Annotated in this window: 21 protein-coding genes and 1 riboswitch; of the genes, 14 read left to right on the forward strand and 7 right to left on the reverse strand. The window is 43.4% G+C overall.

The genetic code is table 11. The annotated features are described in order from the left end of the window. Window positions 1–779: 779 nt before the first annotated feature. Window positions 780–1,844, forward strand: coding sequence for a PQQ-dependent sugar dehydrogenase (locus tag BLV00_RS04060; RefSeq protein WP_093042657.1), 1,065 nt, complete (start codon window positions 780–782; stop codon window positions 1,842–1,844). A 28-nt stretch (window positions 1,845–1,872) separates the two neighbouring features. Here the strand turns inward: BLV00_RS04060 and BLV00_RS04065 are convergent, their stop codons facing one another. Together BLV00_RS04065 and BLV00_RS04070 are read right to left on the reverse strand one after the other, a co-directional pair. Then, window positions 1,873–2,631 carry an alpha/beta hydrolase gene (locus BLV00_RS04065; protein WP_093042659.1) on the reverse strand — a complete coding sequence of 253 codons (759 nt, stop codon included), beginning with the start codon at window positions 2,629–2,631 and terminating at the stop codon, window positions 1,873–1,875. Between the two features lie 19 nt (window positions 2,632–2,650). Continuing rightward, window positions 2,651–3,052 (reverse strand): hypothetical protein, encoded by a 402-nt coding sequence (locus BLV00_RS04070; RefSeq protein ID WP_093042661.1) that lies wholly within the window; start codon window positions 3,050–3,052, stop codon window positions 2,651–2,653. 166 nt (window positions 3,053–3,218) lie between these two features. Here BLV00_RS04070 and BLV00_RS04075 point away from each other — a divergent pair, with 166 nt between their 5' ends. From BLV00_RS04075 to BLV00_RS04085, 3 genes are all read left to right on the forward strand, one after another. Beyond that, complete coding sequence (locus BLV00_RS04075) at window positions 3,219–3,599, forward strand: VOC family protein (RefSeq protein ID WP_093042663.1); 381 nt, start codon at window positions 3,219–3,221, stop codon at window positions 3,597–3,599. 24 nt (window positions 3,600–3,623) lie between these two features. Beyond that, the gene (locus BLV00_RS04080) at window positions 3,624–4,052 is read left to right on the forward strand and encodes a hypothetical protein (protein WP_093042665.1); all 429 of its coding nucleotides are present in this window, start codon (window positions 3,624–3,626) and stop codon (window positions 4,050–4,052) included. 244 nt (window positions 4,053–4,296) lie between these two features. Beyond that, window positions 4,297–5,397, forward strand: a complete 1,101-nt coding sequence (locus BLV00_RS04085; protein ID WP_093042667.1) for a M24 family metallopeptidase — start codon at window positions 4,297–4,299, stop codon at window positions 5,395–5,397. Window positions 5,398–5,556: 159 nt separating this feature from the next. Here the strand turns inward: BLV00_RS04085 and argF are convergent, their stop codons facing one another. Continuing rightward, complete coding sequence (argF, locus tag BLV00_RS04090; RefSeq protein WP_093042669.1) at window positions 5,557–6,582, reverse strand: ornithine carbamoyltransferase; 1,026 nt, start codon at window positions 6,580–6,582, stop codon at window positions 5,557–5,559. 284 nt (window positions 6,583–6,866) lie between these two features. Between argF and BLV00_RS04095 the strand changes: the two genes are divergently transcribed. The 7 genes from BLV00_RS04095 (at window position 6,867) to BLV00_RS04125 (ending at window position 12,298) form a co-directional block, all read left to right on the forward strand. Beyond that, window positions 6,867–7,226: a lmo0954 family membrane protein gene (locus tag BLV00_RS04095; protein WP_093042671.1), complete on the forward strand. Its 360-nt coding sequence runs from the start codon at window positions 6,867–6,869 to the stop codon at window positions 7,224–7,226. A gap of 24 nt (window positions 7,227–7,250) precedes the next feature. Next, window positions 7,251–7,895: a PspA/IM30 family protein gene (locus BLV00_RS04100; protein ID WP_093042673.1), complete on the forward strand. Its 645-nt coding sequence runs from the start codon at window positions 7,251–7,253 to the stop codon at window positions 7,893–7,895. A gap of 73 nt (window positions 7,896–7,968) precedes the next feature. After that, entirely contained in the window at window positions 7,969–8,691 is a 723-nt protein-coding gene (liaF, locus tag BLV00_RS04105; RefSeq protein ID WP_093042675.1) for a cell wall-active antibiotics response protein LiaF, read from the forward strand. Then, window positions 8,688–9,731 (forward strand): sensor histidine kinase, encoded by a 1,044-nt coding sequence (locus tag BLV00_RS04110; RefSeq protein WP_093042678.1) that lies wholly within the window; start codon window positions 8,688–8,690, stop codon window positions 9,729–9,731. Before liaF ends, BLV00_RS04110 begins: the two co-directional genes overlap by 4 nt. Continuing rightward, window positions 9,724–10,356, forward strand: coding sequence for a response regulator transcription factor (locus BLV00_RS04115; protein ID WP_093042680.1), 633 nt, complete (start codon window positions 9,724–9,726; stop codon window positions 10,354–10,356). The genes BLV00_RS04110 and BLV00_RS04115 overlap by 8 nt, the downstream gene beginning before the upstream one ends. A 23-nt stretch (window positions 10,357–10,379) precedes the next feature. Next, on the forward strand, window positions 10,380–11,147 hold the full coding sequence (locus BLV00_RS04120) for a sugar phosphate isomerase/epimerase family protein (protein WP_093042682.1): 768 nt from the start codon (window positions 10,380–10,382) through the stop codon (window positions 11,145–11,147). Window positions 11,148–11,326: 179 nt separating this feature from the next. Next, complete coding sequence (locus tag BLV00_RS04125) at window positions 11,327–12,298, forward strand: ring-cleaving dioxygenase (RefSeq protein WP_093042684.1); 972 nt, start codon at window positions 11,327–11,329, stop codon at window positions 12,296–12,298. Between the two features lie 53 nt (window positions 12,299–12,351). On the opposite strand, the gene BLV00_RS04130 is transcribed toward BLV00_RS04125, so the two are convergent. Next, window positions 12,352–12,531 (reverse strand): hypothetical protein, encoded by a 180-nt coding sequence (locus tag BLV00_RS04130; protein WP_093042686.1) that lies wholly within the window; start codon window positions 12,529–12,531, stop codon window positions 12,352–12,354. Between the two features lie 133 nt (window positions 12,532–12,664). On the opposite strand from BLV00_RS04130, the gene rpiA reads away from it, so the two are divergent. From rpiA to BLV00_RS04145, 3 genes are all read left to right on the forward strand, one after another. After that, on the forward strand, window positions 12,665–13,366 hold the full coding sequence (gene rpiA, locus BLV00_RS04135; protein ID WP_245728801.1) for a ribose 5-phosphate isomerase A: 702 nt from the start codon (window positions 12,665–12,667) through the stop codon (window positions 13,364–13,366). A gap of 107 nt (window positions 13,367–13,473) precedes the next feature. Beyond that, window positions 13,474–14,310, forward strand: coding sequence for a tryptophan 2,3-dioxygenase (gene kynA / locus BLV00_RS04140; protein ID WP_093042690.1), 837 nt, complete (start codon window positions 13,474–13,476; stop codon window positions 14,308–14,310). A 113-nt stretch (window positions 14,311–14,423) separates the two neighbouring features. Continuing rightward, window positions 14,424–15,845: a polysaccharide deacetylase family protein gene (locus BLV00_RS04145; RefSeq protein WP_218131881.1), complete on the forward strand. Its 1,422-nt coding sequence runs from the start codon at window positions 14,424–14,426 to the stop codon at window positions 15,843–15,845. Window positions 15,846–15,891: 46 nt separating this feature from the next. On the opposite strand, the gene BLV00_RS04150 is transcribed toward BLV00_RS04145, so the two are convergent. The 3 genes from BLV00_RS04150 to BLV00_RS04160 all read right to left on the reverse strand — a co-directional run bounded on the left by BLV00_RS04150 (window position 15,892) and on the right by BLV00_RS04160 (window position 19,309). Continuing rightward, window positions 15,892–16,899, reverse strand: a complete 1,008-nt coding sequence (locus BLV00_RS04150; RefSeq protein WP_093042694.1) for a homoserine dehydrogenase — start codon at window positions 16,897–16,899, stop codon at window positions 15,892–15,894. 64 nt (window positions 16,900–16,963) lie between these two features. Next, window positions 16,964–18,676, reverse strand: coding sequence for an O-acetylhomoserine aminocarboxypropyltransferase/cysteine synthase family protein (locus BLV00_RS04155; RefSeq protein ID WP_093042696.1), 1,713 nt, complete (start codon window positions 18,674–18,676; stop codon window positions 16,964–16,966). A gap of 143 nt (window positions 18,677–18,819) precedes the next feature. Then, window positions 18,820–18,928, reverse strand: a riboswitch (SAM riboswitch). Between the two features lie 258 nt (window positions 18,929–19,186). After that, window positions 19,187–19,309, reverse strand: a complete 123-nt coding sequence (locus BLV00_RS04160; protein WP_425441642.1) for an IS3 family transposase — start codon at window positions 19,307–19,309, stop codon at window positions 19,187–19,189. Window positions 19,310–19,315 lie beyond the last annotated feature (6 nt).

The raw sequence follows: 19,315 nt of genomic DNA on the forward strand, positions 1-19,315 counted from the left end.
CCGTATAATGGAACACTCGATTTCGAGATATTATTGGAGTTTAGGGACTCCAGGAAACGATTCGCTTTCCGTGGGCGTGTGCTGAGTCTCCTCAGGCTTCGCCTTGCGGGGCCTCAGCGATCCCGCATTTCCCACAGGAGTCTCATCGTTTCCCTACGCCCCTAGTCATGGGAAGTTCGCGAAATCACACTTGTGGAAACTGCCCCATGATAATAGAAAGAAGACATTGGTCCCTTTATCTCCTACATAAATGTGTAAGGAAGAAGGATTTAGTTGTACACTTTTCTCTTTTTGAAGGGGCCGTTTAGTATAAAGCTAGCTGGATGGGCAGGGAAACGATGAGACTCCCGCGGGAGAAGGGGCTAGGCGAGATCCCACAGGCTTTAGCCCGAGGAAGCTTGCCAGGTCCCCGCAGGAAAGAAATGAATGCGTAATCGCCTTGGGAGACACGACACGCATAAGCAGAACAGCAAAAGGGAAGGGCTCTTTCTTCCTGTTGATGGACTGCTTATGTCGCGAGTGTCTAGGCGATGAAGCTGGAAAGCGAGTCGTTTCCCAGCCCATCCCAACTCCACCTTGGTAACGGACCTAATTATCTTGAAACTGAGTCTTCAGCAAAAGGGAGCAATTGTAAAGGCAACACTGTGACTTAACAGAGCTACTACAAAAAAACAGTCGGCCAGATATCAATTCATTGGTCGATTGGTTTTTAATCAATAATGAAGCTTTCTTCTACGCAGATCATCAAAATTATAATGAAGTAAGAAAGGTGGAGGATCATGGCCAAACTTTTGTTTTTATTCCTATCATTGATTCTGGTTACTGGATGTTCTTCAAGTAATGAGCCTCCTGAGACAAAGACACCTGACGAAAATAACAGTAAAAGATCTACCATTGAAGTGTTGACTGCCAACTTGAATTCTCCATGGGATATTGAAATCGCCGGGGATACATTTTTCATCACGGAGCGAGAGGGGAATATCATCTCCTGGGCAGCAGGTACAAATCAGGAAAGGCAGCAGGTCATAACCAAAAAGGCTATTCACCAGCAAGGTGAAGGCGGGTTGCTCGGCTTCCAGCTCCGTCCTGATTTTTCAGAAACGAAGGAAGCGTATGTTTATCATACCTATCGACAGGATGGCGCTACTAAAAACCGGGTGATTGTCATACGTCTTGAAGATGGACAATGGCGGGAGGTGGACGTGGTTTTAGAGGATATACCAGGTTCCAGCTTTCATAATGGCGGCCGTATGAAAATTGGTCCTGATAACAAGCTGTATATAACGACTGGCGATGCTTCCGACCAACGTTTAGCCCAGCAAGTGGAAAGTCTGGCAGGAAAGATTCTCAGGATGAATTTGGATGGCAGCATACCAGAGGATAACCCTTTTGAAAACTCTTATGTCTACACTTTAGGACATCGTAATCCGCAAGGGATCGCCTGGACGGAGGACGGGGAAATGTATGCATCAGAGCATGGTTCCAGTGCTCATGACGAGATCAATAAAATTGAAGCAGGGAGTAATTACGGCTGGCCTGTGATTAAAGGTGATGAAGAACAAGAAGGTATGGTGACACCTATCTTCCATACAGGTACCGATACCTGGGCTCCATCCGGAGTGGCGATAGAAGATAATCGATTGTACATTGCCAGTCTGCGTGGGCAGGCTCTCCGGGCCATGGACTTAAATGAATTGGAACCAATGATTATTACGGATGAATACGGGCGTATCCGCGATGTCACGATTGAAAACGGGGATATTTATTTCATCAATAATAATACCGATGGAAGAGGCTCGCCTGCAACAAATGATGATCGCCTTTTTAAGGTTACTAATCAGTGATTGGCTGGGGGGGTAGAACCCATTTTAATTATGGAGCGAGGTGTTTTACCAGCCAATCAACGAGCAAACTTTCTACTTTATTCAGGTAGCCGAAAAATGAATGATCGGCGCCGTGGATGACTTCAAGGTTTGACTGGGGAGGAAGCCATTTCATCCCCAGTCTGGAGATGTGGTGGAGACTTACTTCTTCTTCGTCGGCATCCCCGTGGATAATCAATGCGGGACAGTCAATCTTTGATAAGAGTTTTTGTTGATTACACGTTTCAAAATCCATTAGCATCTGATGATCGATTTGGATATTCTCCCGGTGAGGGCTTGAAGTTTTTTCAACAAGGAACCCTTTGACTGTCACATCGTCCAGCTGTTCTTCTGTGAAATGGTCGGGCCATTCATATTTGATTGGCCCAGTCAGTGCACCAGTCAGCATGATCACCTCGACACCTTCCGTAAAGCCTTCCAGACAGACTCTGCTGCCAAGACTGTGACCATAGAGGGCGATTCGCGTAAAACCTAAGCTTTTCACATAAGAAATGGCAGCTTGTAAATCATCTATTTCCTTCTGCAGGGTGATGCGGTCGTCATCGCTTTCCCCGCAGCCGCTAAAATCGAATTTCAATACACTGAACCCATGTCGGTGGAAGGCTTTGGCGAAGCGGTCGAATCTACCCTTTAAAGACTTATCAGAAGTGAAGCCGTGGCACATGATGACAATCCTCTCCTGTGAAGCTGGATACAACTCTCCGACCAAATGCAAATGACGAGAATTCTTAAAAGAAATTTTTTTCATCCATGTACCTGCCTCTCCATCAGTTATCTTCTGAAATATAGTTTCCCTGGACAAACGTCATAATGGCGAACACAATGAAGGAAAGCATTAAAATCGATCCGCCCACAATGAAAAAGATCAAATTGAAAGTGTCCATGCCTCCGAAAGGTTTGACGTAATAGAGCCACATACCTGCTGTCAGACCAATTGACCCAATGAAAGCGGTCCATATCTGAGTAGTTGCCAGCACTGATTTTTTGGGGATGGAAAAAACTTTATAATAGATGGCAAAAGCAAATAGCGATAACCACCCGACAACAAGGATGTGGGCGTGGACTGCTCTAAATTCATATCCTCCTGCGCCTGCCATATGGGAGCCGATAAAGGCACCGATCAAAGCATATATGGCAGAAACACGAACTAAAAATCGCGTACGATCCATAAAAAAATCCTCCTAATGAATAAATACTATCATTAACACTATGACCACCTTATTATAGCGGAAGGATCCCACAATGAAAATATGTGTCATAGGAATGTCGATTTTATTAAAGTCGGTTTGTTTTATAGAAATTCGTCAGTATTGTAAAATAGAAAGGAGAGAATATATGAAACTAGTAATGATCCATCATATCAGTTTAAAGACAAGTGATTTGGAAAAAGCGAAGCGTTTTTATGGAGAAGTACTAGGGTTAGTGGAAGAAAATAGGCCCGATTTCTCATTTCCGGGCGCGTGGTACCAGATCGGGGAGTATCAACAGCTACATTTAATCGAGGATTCTCAATTTGTCTACAATCCTGATCGTCATATCGATACAAGAGGGAACCATGTCGCGTTCCGAGTGGACAGCTATCAGGAGACAGTTGCACACTTGAAAACAAACAAAATTGAAATAAAAGAAAAGCCCGATAGCACCAGTGGTTTTGCTCAAATTTTCTGTTGTGATCCTGATGGCCATATCATTGAGTTCCATGTCCCTCAACAATAGAAATACATCTAGGAGGAATGAAATTTGAAAAAAATGTTCGTCTTGTTTTTCACTGTTTTACTTTTGACCGCATACGGTCAAGTAGGAACCGTCCAAGCTTCTAGTAGTTACAGCGAAGACGGGAAGAAGGTTGTCCAGGAAGTGGAGCAATTTTTTATAGGAGCCTATGAAAAGTCGAAAGAAAGTTTACAAGAAACAAATATACTGATTTATTTAGAAAATGCTTATGAAACTACCATACAAAAGGTGACAGAGACTGAAATACCGACGTATATTCAAGAGGCGAAAGATAAACTGTTATCTCTTGGTGAACAGTTCAAACAGGAGTTCCAACAAGGGATGACAGAATGGAGTGAAGAGGGGATCGACAGGAAGGAATTTGCTGACTCTTCACTTATGAAGGTAATGAATGATTTCAGAGTGATAGGCGAAAGTGTGAAAACTTTAATATGATTGGCGCGGTTAACCGACGTTGTTGATGACAAGGTAGTAACAACCCCAAAAAAAGCTGACCATTCTTCGGTCAGCTTTTATTATATTTTAAGTAAGTTTAACTTTGTTATAGGGTTAAAGTATAAGAAACAATTAGGCTTTAAAGCCACAAGGGCTTGGCGTTAAGCTGAGTTTTTCTAATTTTTCAGATGTAGGCTTTTCCGCTATCATAGAAGAAGAATATACATAATAAGGAGTGGGTAGGATGAAGCGTCGTTTGCAGAAAGTAGGGCAGCATTTGAAAGAAGCTGGCATAGATGCTGCTTTTATTAACGGGAAAGAGAACTTCTTTTACTTAAGTGGATTTCATACGGATCCCCATGAACGTCTGATTGGATTGTTGGTTTTTCCGGAAGAGGCACCGATAGCCATTGTTCCTGGAATGGAAAGCGGGCAGCTGCGTGAAGCTGGCTGGCAATATGAAGTGATCGGTTATGCTGACCATGAAGATCCTTGGGCGAAGCTGGGAGGCTCTTTAAATAAAAGAGGAAAGACCGCCCTATCCGTTTTAGGTATTGAAAAAGATGTGCTATCCTATGGCAGAACGGAATCGCTATTGGAATTATTTCCCGAATCTGAAATCCTTGATGTTGCCGGAATATTGAATGAGATGCGTGTAATCAAAGATGCTTCCGAAATAGAGATTATCCGCCGTGCCGCTGAACTGGCTGACTATGGGGTCAAAGCTGGCGTGGAAGCTTTGAAGGCAGGAGTCACTGAAATGGAAGTGCTTGCGAAAATCGAATATGAGCTCAAGAAAAAAGGCGTCCGTGAAATGTCGTTTTCCACCATGGTATTATTCGGCGAAAAGTCCGGGCAGCCCCATGGATCACCTGGCGATCGTAAGCTTCAAAAAGGCGATTTCGTATTATTTGATTTGGGGGTCGTGCTTGAAGGCTACACTTCTGATATTACACGTACGTTTGTCTATCAATCTGCCAACGATCAGCAAAAAGAAATTTATGAAACGGTTTTAAAAGCTCAGAAAGCTTCCTTGGAAATGAGTAAGCCAGGGTCGAGGATCGGCGACTTGGATCAGACTGCCCGGGATATTATCGAATCTGCCGGATATGGGGACAAGTTCCCGCACCGTATCGGCCATGGTATGGGCATCAATGTGCATGAATTTCCCTCCATGAGCCACTTGAATGACGGAAAGTTAAAAGAAGGAATGGTGTACACCATTGAGCCTGGCATCTATGATCCGGCAATTGGCGGGGTTCGAATTGAAGATGATGTATTGATTACAAAGGACGGCTATGAGACATTAACGAATGTTCCGAAAGAATTGCAGATCATAGAATAATAAAAGCGGATTACCTTCACGAGAGGTAATCCGCTTTTTTGCAGGCGGGTAGGGTTAAGTTGGAATATAGTATAGCTGCGTTAGGGTGGAATATCATCCGGTTAAGTCACAATAAAGCCCGGTTAAGTAAGTACCCCCTCCCTGCCAATCAAAATAAAACTATGCTTTTTGGTTGGTTGCTGCCATCAGTGCTTTGATCGTGTGCAGGCGATTTTCTGCCTGGGCGAAAACGAAGGAATGCTTGCTGCGGAAAACCTCATCTGTCACTTCCATTTCGGATAACCCGAATTTTTTATGGACTTCTTTTCCAACTTGTGTTTCTAAATCATGAAAAGCCGGCAAACAGTGAAGAAAGATGAGATCTTTGTTATTCGTTTTCTCCACCATCGTTTGATTGACCTGGTAAGGGTGGAGCTGCTTGATCCGTTCTTCGAAATGATTTTCTTCTCCCATGGATACCCATACATCGGTATAAAGAACATCTGCTCCTGCAACAGCTTCATCAATATTGGCTGACACAGTCACTTTGCCACCTGTCTGCTTTGCGGTCTGTTCGGCATACTGGACAATCGATCCGTCTGGGAACAGTGCTTCAGGTGAACAAATCCGTATGTCCATCCCAACCTTTGCACCACCGATCAACAGGCTATTGGACACATTATTCCGTCCATCCCCGACATAAACAAACGTAATCCCTTTCAAACGGCCAGCTTGTTCTTTGATGGTTAAAAAGTCTGCAAGTACCTGGGTGGGGTGATAGAGATCTGTCAGCCCATTCCATACAGGAACCCCTGCATGTGCTGCCAATTCTTCTACCGTTTGATGGCTGAACCCTCGAAATTCAATCCCATCAAACATACTTCCAAGTACTTTGGCAGTATCCCGAACCGATTCCTTTTTCCCGAGCTGAATATCGTTCTTCCCCAGGTATTCTGCACGAGCCCCTAGGTCATTACATGCGACCGTGAAGGCGCAGCGTGTCCGGGTGGAAGGCTTTTCGAATAACATAGCGATATTTTGCCCATCTAGATAGCGATGGGGAATGCCGGCTTTCTTTTTAGCTTTTAAATCTTCCGCCATATCAATCAGATGGTGTATTTCAGACTCCGAGAAATCTTTTAGTGTCAAAAAGCTTTTACCAAACAGTGTGCTGGCAGGTTTGGCAACCGTCTGTTCCTGAACCATTAACCAATTCTCCTCTCTTCCTCTTATTTCATATTTATGCAGAGTTATTCCCGGGATATGAATGGAAAATAGATTCTATCTTCGGGAAATCGAAACCGATAATAGAATAAATATGCGATGATATGTATATTAACACAGTTTTGTTTTATATGACCAGTGCTATTTGTAAAAAATCTAAAATATTATACGCCTAAGGTCTTATATGGAAATATAGCTTAGGCTCATTATTAACCTTCGTTTTACAAGGTAAGATGAAGTCAAGATAACAGAAAGGAGGCAGGATGATGAAAAAGTTCATGTTGTTTATTGCGGGGCTGATCGCTCTGTTTGTATTACTCGCTAATCTTGGGCCGATGATTTTGCTTGGGGTAAGCGTATGGTTGTTGTATATCGTATTCAAGCAATTCATCAAGAGCGATTCTACAGCAGGTAAAATTGGATGGGTGATAGCAGGCCTGCTTATCCTAAGCATTGCATTTGCTAACATCTACGCGGTTATAGGTGTTGGTGCCGCATATGTCTTGTATGTAATTTATAAGCAGTGGCAGGACGAAAAGCATGATGATGACATAATTGTACCCTCGAAAACAGAGGATCCGTTCACGAATTTTGAAAAACAATGGGCGGAAATGAAAAATTACTAACACTAAACAAAGGAGCGGTTTTTAATGGCTAATTTATTCAATCGTATGAAAGACTCAATTACTGCTGATTTCCATGAACTATTGGATAAGAAGGAACAAAAGAATCCGATGGCTGTTTTGAATCAATATTTGCGTCATAGTGAACAGGAAACGGAAAAAGTGAGAGTATTGGTGGAACGCCAGCATAAATTAAAAGAAGAATTTGCCCGGGAACAGATGAAAGCACAAGACATGGCTGAAAAGCGACAAAAACAAGCCGAGGTTGCGAAGCGTGCCGGGGAAGAGACGATGTACGATTTCGCCATAAAAGAGTACGAGGAATACAGCGAACGTGCAGAACGTATGAAAGTTTCCCGCCAGGATGCAGTTCAGCAGCTGGAAGAGCTGGAATGTAAATACGAGGATATGAAGCACCGATTGAAAGATATGCATTTGAAGCGTATGGAATTGATGGGGCGGGAAAATGTCGCACGAGCTCATCACAAAATGAACCACGTAATCGAGCACACATCAGAAAACTCCTATAATCGCTTTCAGGAGATGGAGCATTATATCGATAACCTGGAGTATAAAGTGAACAGTGCTTATTATCGCAATACGTTCGACAGTAAAATCGCTAAACTGGAAAAGCAAATGCAGGAACAAGAAAAGGCTACAGCGAATCATTAAAAACATGATATTCTAAAAAGGCGCAGTGTTATGCGTCTTTTTATACATAATAAAAGAAAGGAGGAGGCGCCTTGTGCTTAAATGGATGAATACAGACACATGGAATTGGATCATCATCATTGGTGCCCTCCTTTTTGTGCTGGAAGTAGCTTTTTTCAATGGCGGCCTGATTTTTTCTGTATTGTTTTCTGGATTCTTAATGTATGTCGGCTGGAAAAAATATTCTCATCTCTGGGCTAAGGTGCTGTTTTGGGTCGGAACTGTCAGTCTGTTTTTCACTATTCTTAATATGATGGCTGTCCGCTTTTTAATAGTGGCTGTGCTAATTTTGTTTTTATTTCATTATTCCCGTTCTAAAAATGAAGCAGAATATCTGAAGCCCGTTGGGTCTCCGAACGTTCCAGAACAGCTATTTGAGATAGAACCTCTTTTCCAGCAGCAATTTTTTGGTAATCAGCAAACAGCAGATACCGCCTTTCAATGGAAAGACATCAATATTCATGGGGGGTTTGGCGATCGGATCATCGATCTCAGCAATACGGTGCTTCCCGATGAAACAGCGGTCATCTCGATTCGCCACTTGTTTGGGAATATCGAAATTTATGTCCCTTATGAAGTGGAAGTGAGCATCTCTCATAGTGCAGTATTCGGGCGTGCGGTCATTTTTGATCACCCCCATACGAAATTGATCAATCAGAAACTTGCCTATCAAACTGAAGGATATGGGAAACAGCGGCCGCAAGTGAAAATTATGACGACAGTGTTTTCTGGTGATATCGAGGTGAAGCGGATATGAATATGGTGATTCGCCAAATATTCTCCGGCATTCTCTTCAGTGTAATTACGGCTGTTATCATAGCAGGTGCAACTTTCCTTGCTTTTCCGTTACAAGATTGGAAAGATTTATGGGAAGTAGAAGTGTTTGATTTTCCCTATCTGCTGTGGATCATCATTCTCCCTGTAAGCGTTGGTTTGATTACCGGTATATCCTACGGCTGGTTCTGGCGTCGGAAGCTTTATAGTATGGATCGCCAGTTGAACGATTTACTCAAAGGACAGAAACGCAGCGAGCCGGAAAATGAAACGGTTCAGGAAATCATAGATATTTATCGACATATCTCCGAGCTTGAAGAAAAAATGAAGAAACAAATAGAACTGTCGCAACGCTTGGCGACGGAGAGAGCGAATGAACGGGAGAAGAGCCTGCAGGAAGTAGTCATCCAGGAGCGTAACCGCCTGGCCAGGGAGTTACATGATTCTGTCAGTCAGCAGTTATTCGCTGCTTCGATGATGATGTCAGCAATCAATGAAGGTGAAGCTCCAGGTGATGCAGGGCCAAAAAAACAGCTGGCTATGGTAGAAAAAATGATCCATCAATCCCAGTTGGAAATGCGGGCACTGCTGCTTCATTTACGCCCGGTAGCTTTAAAAGGGAAGTCGATCAGGGAAGGCGTAGAGGAACTGCTTGCTGAACTGACACAAAAGGTCCCTATGACGATTGACTGGAATATTGAAAACCTTGAGCTTGATAAGGGAGTAGAGGACCAGCTGTTTCGAATTTTACAGGAATCGATCTCTAATACTTTAAGACACGCAAAAGCAAACAGTCTTCATGTGATGTTGATTGAGCGTGATGAAATGATTATTATGCGAGTCATCGATGATGGAGTCGGATTTGATGTGGAAAAGGCAAAAACAAGCTCCTATGGGCTTCAGAATATGCAGGAACGTGCCTATGAAGTAGGAGGAACACTGAAAGTCGTGAGTCTAGTAGGACAAGGGACGCGGCTGGAAGTGAAAATACCTGCAGTAAAGGAAGGTGAGGGCAATGATTAAGGTGCTATTTGCTGACGATCATGAAATGGTTCGTATCGGTGTATCGGCGTATCTTTCAGCCCAGGCGGATATCGAGGTAGTGGCAGAAGCTGATGATGGCGGGGAAGCTGTAGAGTTAGCTTTAGAAATGAAGCCGGACATCATTCTGATGGATCTGGTCATGAAAGAAATGGATGGGATTGAAGCGACCAGAAAAATCACTGCTGCCTGGCCCGAGGCAAAAATAATTATTGTCACGAGCTTCATCGATGATGAAAAGGTTTATCCTGCACTTGAAGCCGGTGCCACAAGTTATATGCTGAAAACTTCGAAAGCAGACGAGATCGCTTCGGCTATTCGGGCCACATACGAGGGGCAATCGATTCTTGAACCGGAAGTTACAGGCAAAATTATGAATCGTATGCGTAAGAAACCTGAGGATCACCTGCATGAGCAGTTGACGGGGCGTGAATTGGAAATTTTGCTGAAGATAGCAGAAGGGAAAACTAATCAGGAAATAGCTGATGAGTTATTCATTGCACTGAAAACCGTCAAAGTTCATGTTAGTAATATTCTTGGTAAACTGGAAGTGCATGATCGGACCCAGGCAGTCATTTATGCTTTCAAGCATGATTTGACCCAATGATTTGAAGGAAGGGGAGTATAGGGATGGTACATATACCAGTGGCTGTGCAAATGTATACCTTGCGTCATGAAAGTGCACAAGACTTTGCTGGTACATTAAAAAGAGTAGCTGAATTAGGGTTTGAGGGAGTAGAATTTGCGGGGTATGGAGGGTTAGCTGTATCAGAAGTCAAGGCCTTGATCGATGGATTAAGACTTCAGGCAGTATCCAGCCATGTTCCGTTGGAAACCTTACAAGCTGAGTTGCAGAAAGTTATCTACAATCAAAAGATACTGGGAAGTGAATATATTGTAGTTCCGTTCTTAAGTCAAGAGCAGCGCACTGATAAAGGCTACCAGGCGCTTATCTCTTTTTTGCGAGAAGCAGGAGAAGCATGCCGGGCAGAGGGAATCACCCTTTGCTATCATAACCATGACTTTGAACTTGATCAGTTACCAGGAGGCCGGAGTGCGCTGGAAACTATATTTGATGCCACTACCGCGGACCAACTGCATACGGAGCTTGATGTCTATTGGCTGAAGAAAGCAGGGGAGAACCCTGTCGAATGGATGAGTCGTTATCAAGGGCGGTCACCGCTCATTCATTTAAAAGATATGACAACGGACGAAGAGCAATTTTTTGCGGAACTTGGCACTGGCGGTGTGGATATCGATGCAGTGCTGGAAGCGGGTGAAGAAGCAGGGGTTCAATGGTGGATCGTAGAACAGGATGAAAGTCGCCGGAAACCGTTTGACAGCTTGGAGATTAGTATCAATTATTTAAAAGATAGACTTCCACAATTAAATAACTAGCTATGGAAGACTGCATAATTAAAGCCAGGACCTGTAAAAATAAGGGTCCTGGCTTTTGTAATAGTTGTCAGCCATATCAATGAAAGGATTTATGCATACTCCAAGTTATTTTGTTGACTTTCATTCAGTTGTACTATAAAATTATCTCAAATTCGAGATAATTAACAGGAGGCACTATCATGGAATTATTAGGCCTGCATCATGTTTCCATTTTGACCGGAAAAGCTGAAGATAACTACCGTTTTTATACAAAGGTGTTGGGAATGCGTCTCGTCAAAAAGTCTGTCAACCAGGACGATACGACATCGTATCATCTATTCTATGGGGATGCGAAAGGGAACCCGGGTACAGAGTTGACCTTTTTTGATATTCCGATGCTAGCCAGAACTCACCCAGGAGTGTCGAGTATATCGGCGACTTCACTTCGGGTGAAGGACACGGAGGCATTACAATTTTGGAAGCAAAGGTTCGATGAAAAGCGTGTCGAGCATGGCGAAATCACGCAGCGTGCAGGGAGAGAAACGCTTGCTTTTGAAGATACGGAAGGTACAAAAGTAATATTAGTAGCGGATAACGGAGAAACGGGGGTAGAGCCGGGGGAAGCGTGGGAGACAGAAGAGATTCCAAAACAGCATGCGATTGTGGGATTGGGGCCAGTGACATTGACCGTTGCTGACTTGAAGCCGACGGAAAAAGTATTAACCGGCTTGATGGGTTTTACACATGTTGGCTCTTACCCATCCCTAATTAGTGAAACCCTTCCGGATATAGAGATCTATGCTACTGGAAAGGGAGGAACGGGAGCTGAGGTGCACCTTGAAACACGTCCTGACCTGCCAAAAGAACGTATCGGCCGTGGCGGCGTCCATCACGTAGCCTTTCGTGTACCGGATGAAAAAGAATACGATGTCTGGGCAGAGCGCATCCAACAAGCCCGCATCCCCAATTCCGGAAAAGTAGACCGCCATTATTTCAAAGCGCTATACTTCCGGGAGCCGAACGGCATTTTGTTCGAACTATCTACGGACACACCTGGCTTCGATGTGGATGAACCTATTGAATCATTGGGCGAAAACTTGTCACTGCCGCCATTTTTGGAGCCGGATAGAGAAGAAATCGAAGCTAAGCTGCGCCCACTGGATCTGTCGTAAATAAAAAGCCTGTGAACCGTATTAACAAATTAAAAGAGGGAACATTTTTTTAATTAGGTTTCCTCTTTTTTATTTTCACGTTTCTTCCCCGAGAGATAGAGCAGCCACCCTGCAATTGCCATGCCTGATTCGACAAAATGAAGACTTCCGTATCGAATCAGATTCCATAAAAATAAGCCCCCAAACACGATCAGCAGCATCTGACCAATACCCTTCAATAAATAAGTTCCCAAACAAAAACCTCCTTGTCTGTTCTTGTATCTTGTTCTATTTTAAGTGACAGGAAATCACAATGCCATCAATTAAGCGCTTTATACAATTTATTATTGGGAATACTAAAACCAGATAAAGACGGAAGAGGTGATTGTGTTGAAATGGAACAACCAATTGGCAGATAATTTGAAATGGACAGGTGATATTTCGAACAGAGAACAAAAAGAGCTGGTGGCTCTTCGAGTAGCAGAACATGTAAAGGACGGGCAGGTAATAGGAGTCGGATCAGGATCTACTGCCTTTCTTGCAATTCAGGCAATAGCCAGTAAAGTGAAAAAGGAAAATTTAACGGTAACTGCGATTCCTACATCAGTAGAAGTTGCTTTAAGCTGTGCTCGGGCAGGGATTTCGACTACAACCTTAGCACAGACGAGGCCGGATTGGGGTTTCGACGGCGCGGATGAAGTCGATTCGGAATTCAACCTTATCAAAGGTCGTGGCGGAGCGATGTTTGCAGAAAAGCTGGTAATGGCCAGTTCGCCAAAAACGTATATCCTGGTAGATGAAAGCAAATTCGTCAACCGGCTCGGTCACAATTTTCCTGTGCCAGTAGAAATCGATCCACGAGCTATCCATCTTGTTGAAACGAAGCTGCAGGAAATGGATGTTTCCGCAGTGGGTCTTAGGATGGCCAAACATAAAGATGGCCCGGTTATTACAGAAGCCGGTAATCTGATTTTAGAAGTAAGGTTTAACCATATCGGGTTGACGACAGAACAAGACTTGAATGCAATTCCCGGGGTAATAGAGAACGGTATCTTCTTCAATTATCCAGTGGAGGTTATATCTAATTGATTTGGCCCCATCAGTGAATGCTGGTGGGGTTTATTTTTGGGGATTTTAAAAGCGGCAAGGAGAACATGGTAAACTATAACTAGCAATGAAAAAGGAGTGTGAGAGTTTTGAAATACGAAGATTCCAAAGCGAATGAAAAAGTACATACTGACTTCAGGGAACGCATGACTTATGGCGAGTACCTTGACCTTGATCAACTTTTGAATGCTCAAAATCGTTTGTCCGATCACCATGATGAAATGCTGTTTATCATTATCCATCAAGTAAGTGAACTTTGGATGAAATTGATTCTCCATGAAATACGTGCATCGATTGATGCAATCAGGGGAGGCGACTTGCAGGGTGCTTTTAAAATGCTTGCCAGAGTTTCGAAAATCCAAACCCAAATCATCCATGCCTGGGACGTTTTATCAACGCTGACACCAGCAGAATATATTCAGTTTCGTGATCAGCTGGGACAGGCTTCCGGTTTCCAATCCTACCAATACCGCATGATTGAATTCGCTCTTGGTTACAAGACTTCGCATGTCTTAAAAATTTATGAGAAAAATCCTGAGCTTCACGCCAAATTGAAAAATGCTTATGAATCGCCAAGTATTTACGATGCTGCAATCGAAGCTCTTGCAAAGGCAGGACTCGATATTAACCCTGATCTTGTCAATCGTGATTTCACCAAAACTTATCACGGTGACCCTACTGTGGAAGCTGCCTGGACGACTGTTTATAAAAATGTGGAAAAATATTGGGATCTCTATCAGCTTGCTGAAAAGCTTGTAGATATCGAGGATTGGCTTCAGCAATGGCGTTTCCGTCATATGAAAACAGTGGAACGTATCATTGGACATAAAACAGGAACCGGTGGATCCTCCGGTATCGGTTATTTAAAAAAGGTACTCGACCATCGTTTTTTTCCAGAATTATGGGACGTTCGAACGAATTTGTGATAGAAATAGCAATTTTGCACGATAAAGTAAAAAAAATGTCGATTAATATTACAAACATGTTACAATGAGATTACTCACTTTAACCATAGAAGGGTAATCTAACTATGAAGCGAATGATAATATCCATAACAATTCTGCTGCTCATACTTTTAACTGCTTGTTCAACAGCAAGTACGGATAAAAAGGCAAGCGGGCAGTCAGAGGGTAACAAAGATACACAACTGAATTTTGAAATAGAGTCTATCATCGAGGAATATGAAGATTATCGGTTAGCGGTACACTATCCTCAGACCTCCAATGATCAACTGAACCAAATAATATTGGATTATGTGAAGAAAAATATAGCAAATTTCAAACAAGACAGCTACCAATTGAAGCAGGAGGAGAACAGTAAAGCGTCCCATGAGTTTAACATTGACTTTGAGCTTCTTCATACTTCCGGGGGAATTGTCAGCATTGAATTCAAGGAAGTTACTGATTTCGGAACGGATCAGCCTGTAATTGGTAATTCTGTCCTTAACTTCGATTTGTCTAAAGGGAAGCGTTTGAAATTGGCCCATTTGTTCAAAAAGGATAGCGACTACTTAAGTAAGCTATCAGAATATGTGATAAACCAGTTACGTACGAACGAGCGTCTGGAGGCAGGTTTTGATGAAGGTTGGATTAAACGCTCAATCCTTCCTCAAGAAGAAAGTTTCCAAGTGTTTTCTTTCAATGAAGATGGCATTACACTTTATTACCAGCCTTCCAATAAGGAAAAGAAAGCTCCGGTTGTGAAGGTGACAGTGCCTGAATATCAATTGATTGATATTATGAAAGAAAGATATTCCCAGGCTTTGAAACATAATAACCCGGAGCCTCTTTCTAAAAACCTTAGCTCCTCATCGAAGGATATCCAACAGAGTACAAAGCAGCTAAGGGACAGACAGAAAAATAAGCGGATTGCTTTGACATTCGATGACGGGCCGCACCCGATAGTAACGAAACAGGTACTGGAGGAATTAGAGACTTATGGCGGTAATGCAACTTTTTTCGTGCTCGGAAACCGGCTTGCTTATTATCCTGAACTGGTGAAGCAAATCGCTGCTTCCGGACATGAAATTGGAAATCACTCTTGGAACCACCGTGAATTGACCAGACTTGAACCTTCTGCTATAGAAGAACAGTTACATCGAACGTCAGCTAAGCTGGAGGAATTGACTGGAAAATATCCTCGCATTGTTAAAGCTCCTTATGGGCATGTAAATAAAGAAGTTCAACAAGTTGCCGGGCTGCCGATCATTAATAATAGTCATGATATTGAAACTTGGCGTCTGGCAGATCCGCAATCTATTATTAATGAAGTGATGACGAAAGCAGAAGATGGGGCAATCATATCACTGCAGGAAGCATCACCTTATGTAGACAAAGTAATCGAACCTCTGCTCAGAAGATTGAATGAGGAAGGTTATCAATTTGTAACGGTAAGCGAGTTGAGGAAAGAGGAACAAACGGATATGGCCGGTGCACCACCAGTGCTGGCTTGGCTTCCATAGAGATAAAAAGCAGCAAGCTCCTGATTAGAGGGGCTTGCTGCTTTCTTTACACTGCTGCCTGGTCTTTGTATTGGTGTATGGAATGATTCTCAGGTTCGTGCTGAAAAATGGCAACTAGATCTTCAACCATCGCACTGGCTGTTGGTAATTTGCCTGCCCCTGGTCCGATCAGGGTGATGGTACCTACTATATTACTTGTAATAGCAATGGCATTATCCACTCCGTCAATGTTATAGAGCGGATGGGAAGAGGAGAGCAATAAAGGTGAAACTTCAGCTTTTAGTTGATCTCCTTCTTTGTAGATGACAGCAATGTGTTTATATTTCTTATTATTCTCCTGTGCAGCCTGGATATCTGTACTAGTAAGGTCTTTGATTCCTGTTTTTTCTACCTTATGCCAAGCTGGCTGGTCATTGAATATCAGCTGACTTAAAATCATCAGCTTGTTGAATGCGTCCGTACCATCGATGTCATTCGTAGGATCTGCTTCTGCATAACCTTTCTCTTTCGCTTCGGCTAAGGCGGTTTTGAAATCGATGGAACGTTCGCTCATGGCTGTCAAAATATAATTGCTGGTACCATTTAAGATCGCTTCAATTTTTTCTACCCGGTTGACCTGCAATAACTGCTCAATCGTGCGAATCACAGGTGTTCCACCAGCTGTTGTAGCCTCAAAACCTATTTTCACATCGTTTTCTCGAGCTTTCTCGAGCAGAGATTTCGCATGCTTGGCGAACATCATTTTATTCGCTGTGATGACGTGGACGCCTTTATCCAAGGCGTGTGTCAGGTAGGAAAGTGCCGGTTCCTCACCTACAATCGCTTCAAATACCACATCCAGTTCGGGAAGGGTGATGATTTCTTCAAAATTTGTGGTCACTACTATATTCTCCGGAAGGTTCTTGTGTTTAGAAGGATTCTGGACAAGAATAGCAACAATTTCTACTTCCTTCCCCAGGAGGATTCGCAGCCTTTCCTGGTGTTCATGAAGAACTTCATGAATTCCTTGCCCGACCGTACCATAACCAAGCAGTGCGGCTTTTATCTTCTTCATGGTAATCCTCCTTCAGACCGATTATTCCGCTAACCGGCTGTTTGAAATATCTCAGGCATTTCTCTTATAAAGTCAGCGCTGCATCCGAATGATCCGTCGCTTGTCTCAGTGTAACTGCGCGTTCATAAAGGTTATCCCCTGCTACAGTTCCAAGCTCTTTATCCAGAGTGATAGCTTCATTCTCTTTTAGCCAAACCAATGCAGGAGACAGGTTAGTGACTTCTTTTATGTTGTTTCTGATTTCAGTTGCAGATTCGCTATAGACGATGTCAACTTTGGTATCAAGCAGCTCATCTTTTTCAGAGATATCTTTAATGATGAAACCTAAACGCTCCAGCTTTTTGATTTCCTGTTTACCAGTTTCAGAGAATTCTCCCACTGTAGTGATGACGCGTCGTCTCAAATCGCCATTTTCACGATCCAGAGAAGATCCAAGTACTGTTTGTACAGTGTCTTTTTCTTTAGTAGGACCCGCCGGGTTTTCTTCTCCTGTAGCGATAGCGATTGCCTGGTCCAACTCAGCAAGTAAGTCCTCGGTGGACTCCAGTCCGATCGAGAGCCGGATCAATTCTTCTGTAACTCCTGTCTTTTCCAAGTCATCAGCGCTCAGCTGTTGATGGGTCGTGGATGCCGGGTGGATGATCAATGATTTAGCATCCCCAACATTTGCTACGTGAGACCATAGATTAATATTATCAATGATCTTACGGCCAGCTTCTCTGCCGCCTTTGATTCCAAATACGACAATCGACCCTGCTCCATGATGTAAATATTTTTTCGCCAAATGATGGGTAGGGTGGTTTTCAAGGCCAGGATAATTCACCCATTCCACCCCATCATGTTCGGTTAAGTGTTGGGCGACTTCTCGCGCGTTTTCCGTATGCTGTTTGATACGAAGGTGCAGAGTCTCCAGCCCTTGAAGCAATAGGAAAGCGTTTTGCGGACTGAGGCAGGCTCCAATATCGCGCAGTAGTTGGACACGCAGCTTGATAGCGAATGCTAATGGACCGACATCGTATGCATAGCGAAGCCCGTTGTAGCTCTCGTCGGGTTCTGTGAATCCAGGAAACTTGCCATTCGTCCAATCGAATCGTCCGCTGTCAACGACTACGCCACCGATGGTTGTTCCATGACCGCCGATCCATTTGGTAGCGGAGTGCACGACAATGTCCGCTCCCCAGGTCAATGGTTTACAAATGTATGGAGTGGCGAAGGTGTTATCAATAATAAGCGGGATGCCGTTTTCATGAGCAACATCGGCAACTTCTTCAATGTCCAATACATTCAAGCTCGGGTTACCGATAATTTCAGAGAAAATCGCTTTTGTGTTAGGCGTAATAGCTTCTCTGAAATTTTCTGGATCCGTACTATCTACAAAATTGACGGTGATCCCATAACGAGGCAGTGTATGGGTGAATAGGTTATACGTACCGCCATACAAATTAGTTGAGGCGACGATTTCATCACCTGCAGAAGCGATGTTCAGAATCGCCAATGTGATTGCAGCCATCCCGGAAGAGGTGGCGACAGCGGCGGCACCATCCTCAAGCAATGCGATACGCTGTTCGAAAGCATCGACTGTCGGGTTCATGATTCGAGAGTAAATATTCCCTGGTTCTGCTAAGCCGAACAAGTTTTTGGCATGTTCCGTATCACGGAAAACATAGGAAGTAGTTTGATAGATGGGTACCGCACGGGATCCAGTGGAAGGATCAGCTTCCTGTCCTCCGTGCAGCAATAGGGTCTCGGGATTATAATGATGGGATGAAAAACTCATGAAAATTCCTCCTTCAAATGATTAAGATAAGCAATCGGTTCGAAAGAGAGAGCATTCCGTTCAGAAAAGTGAGGCAGGTGAAAGAAGGTAGAGGGAAATAAGAAAGCCCTCTTCATAAGAAGAGGGCGTATGTACGTTTCCTCCTCTTATCTTTCAGATCCACAGATCTGTAGGAATTAGCACCTTTTCAAGCAATGCTTGATGGTTGCCGGGCATCATCGGGCCTATTCCCTCCGCCGCTCTCGATAAGAGATTCGATTGTTTAATCCAATATTTATGCTTGCTACGTATTCTAGATGATTATTTTTTTAAAGTCAAACACTTTTTAATAATTTAACGCTGTTAATTCTCAGTAGTGAGTTTCTAGTTAAGCGCTCGATTGCTGAAGACTCAGTATCGAGACTTTATGTTGGGGTTATGCTGTATGGGAAAACGGATCGCTTTCCGTGGGCATGGGGTGAGCTTCCTCAGGCTTCTGAATTGACCCCTTAATATTGGACACTTTTTAATTCAAGCAGTTAACTGGGCACGTTCTCGGTATTTGACGGGACTCATGCCACTTAACCTGGATTTGATTCTTTCATGGTTGTAGTAGTCCATGTATTCTTTCAGTTCCTGCTTAAAATGTTCGATGCTTTC

The organism is Thalassobacillus cyri (assembly GCF_900107755.1).
In the GTDB taxonomy this organism is placed as follows: domain Bacteria; phylum Bacillota; class Bacilli; order Bacillales; family Halobacillaceae; genus Thalassobacillus; species Thalassobacillus cyri.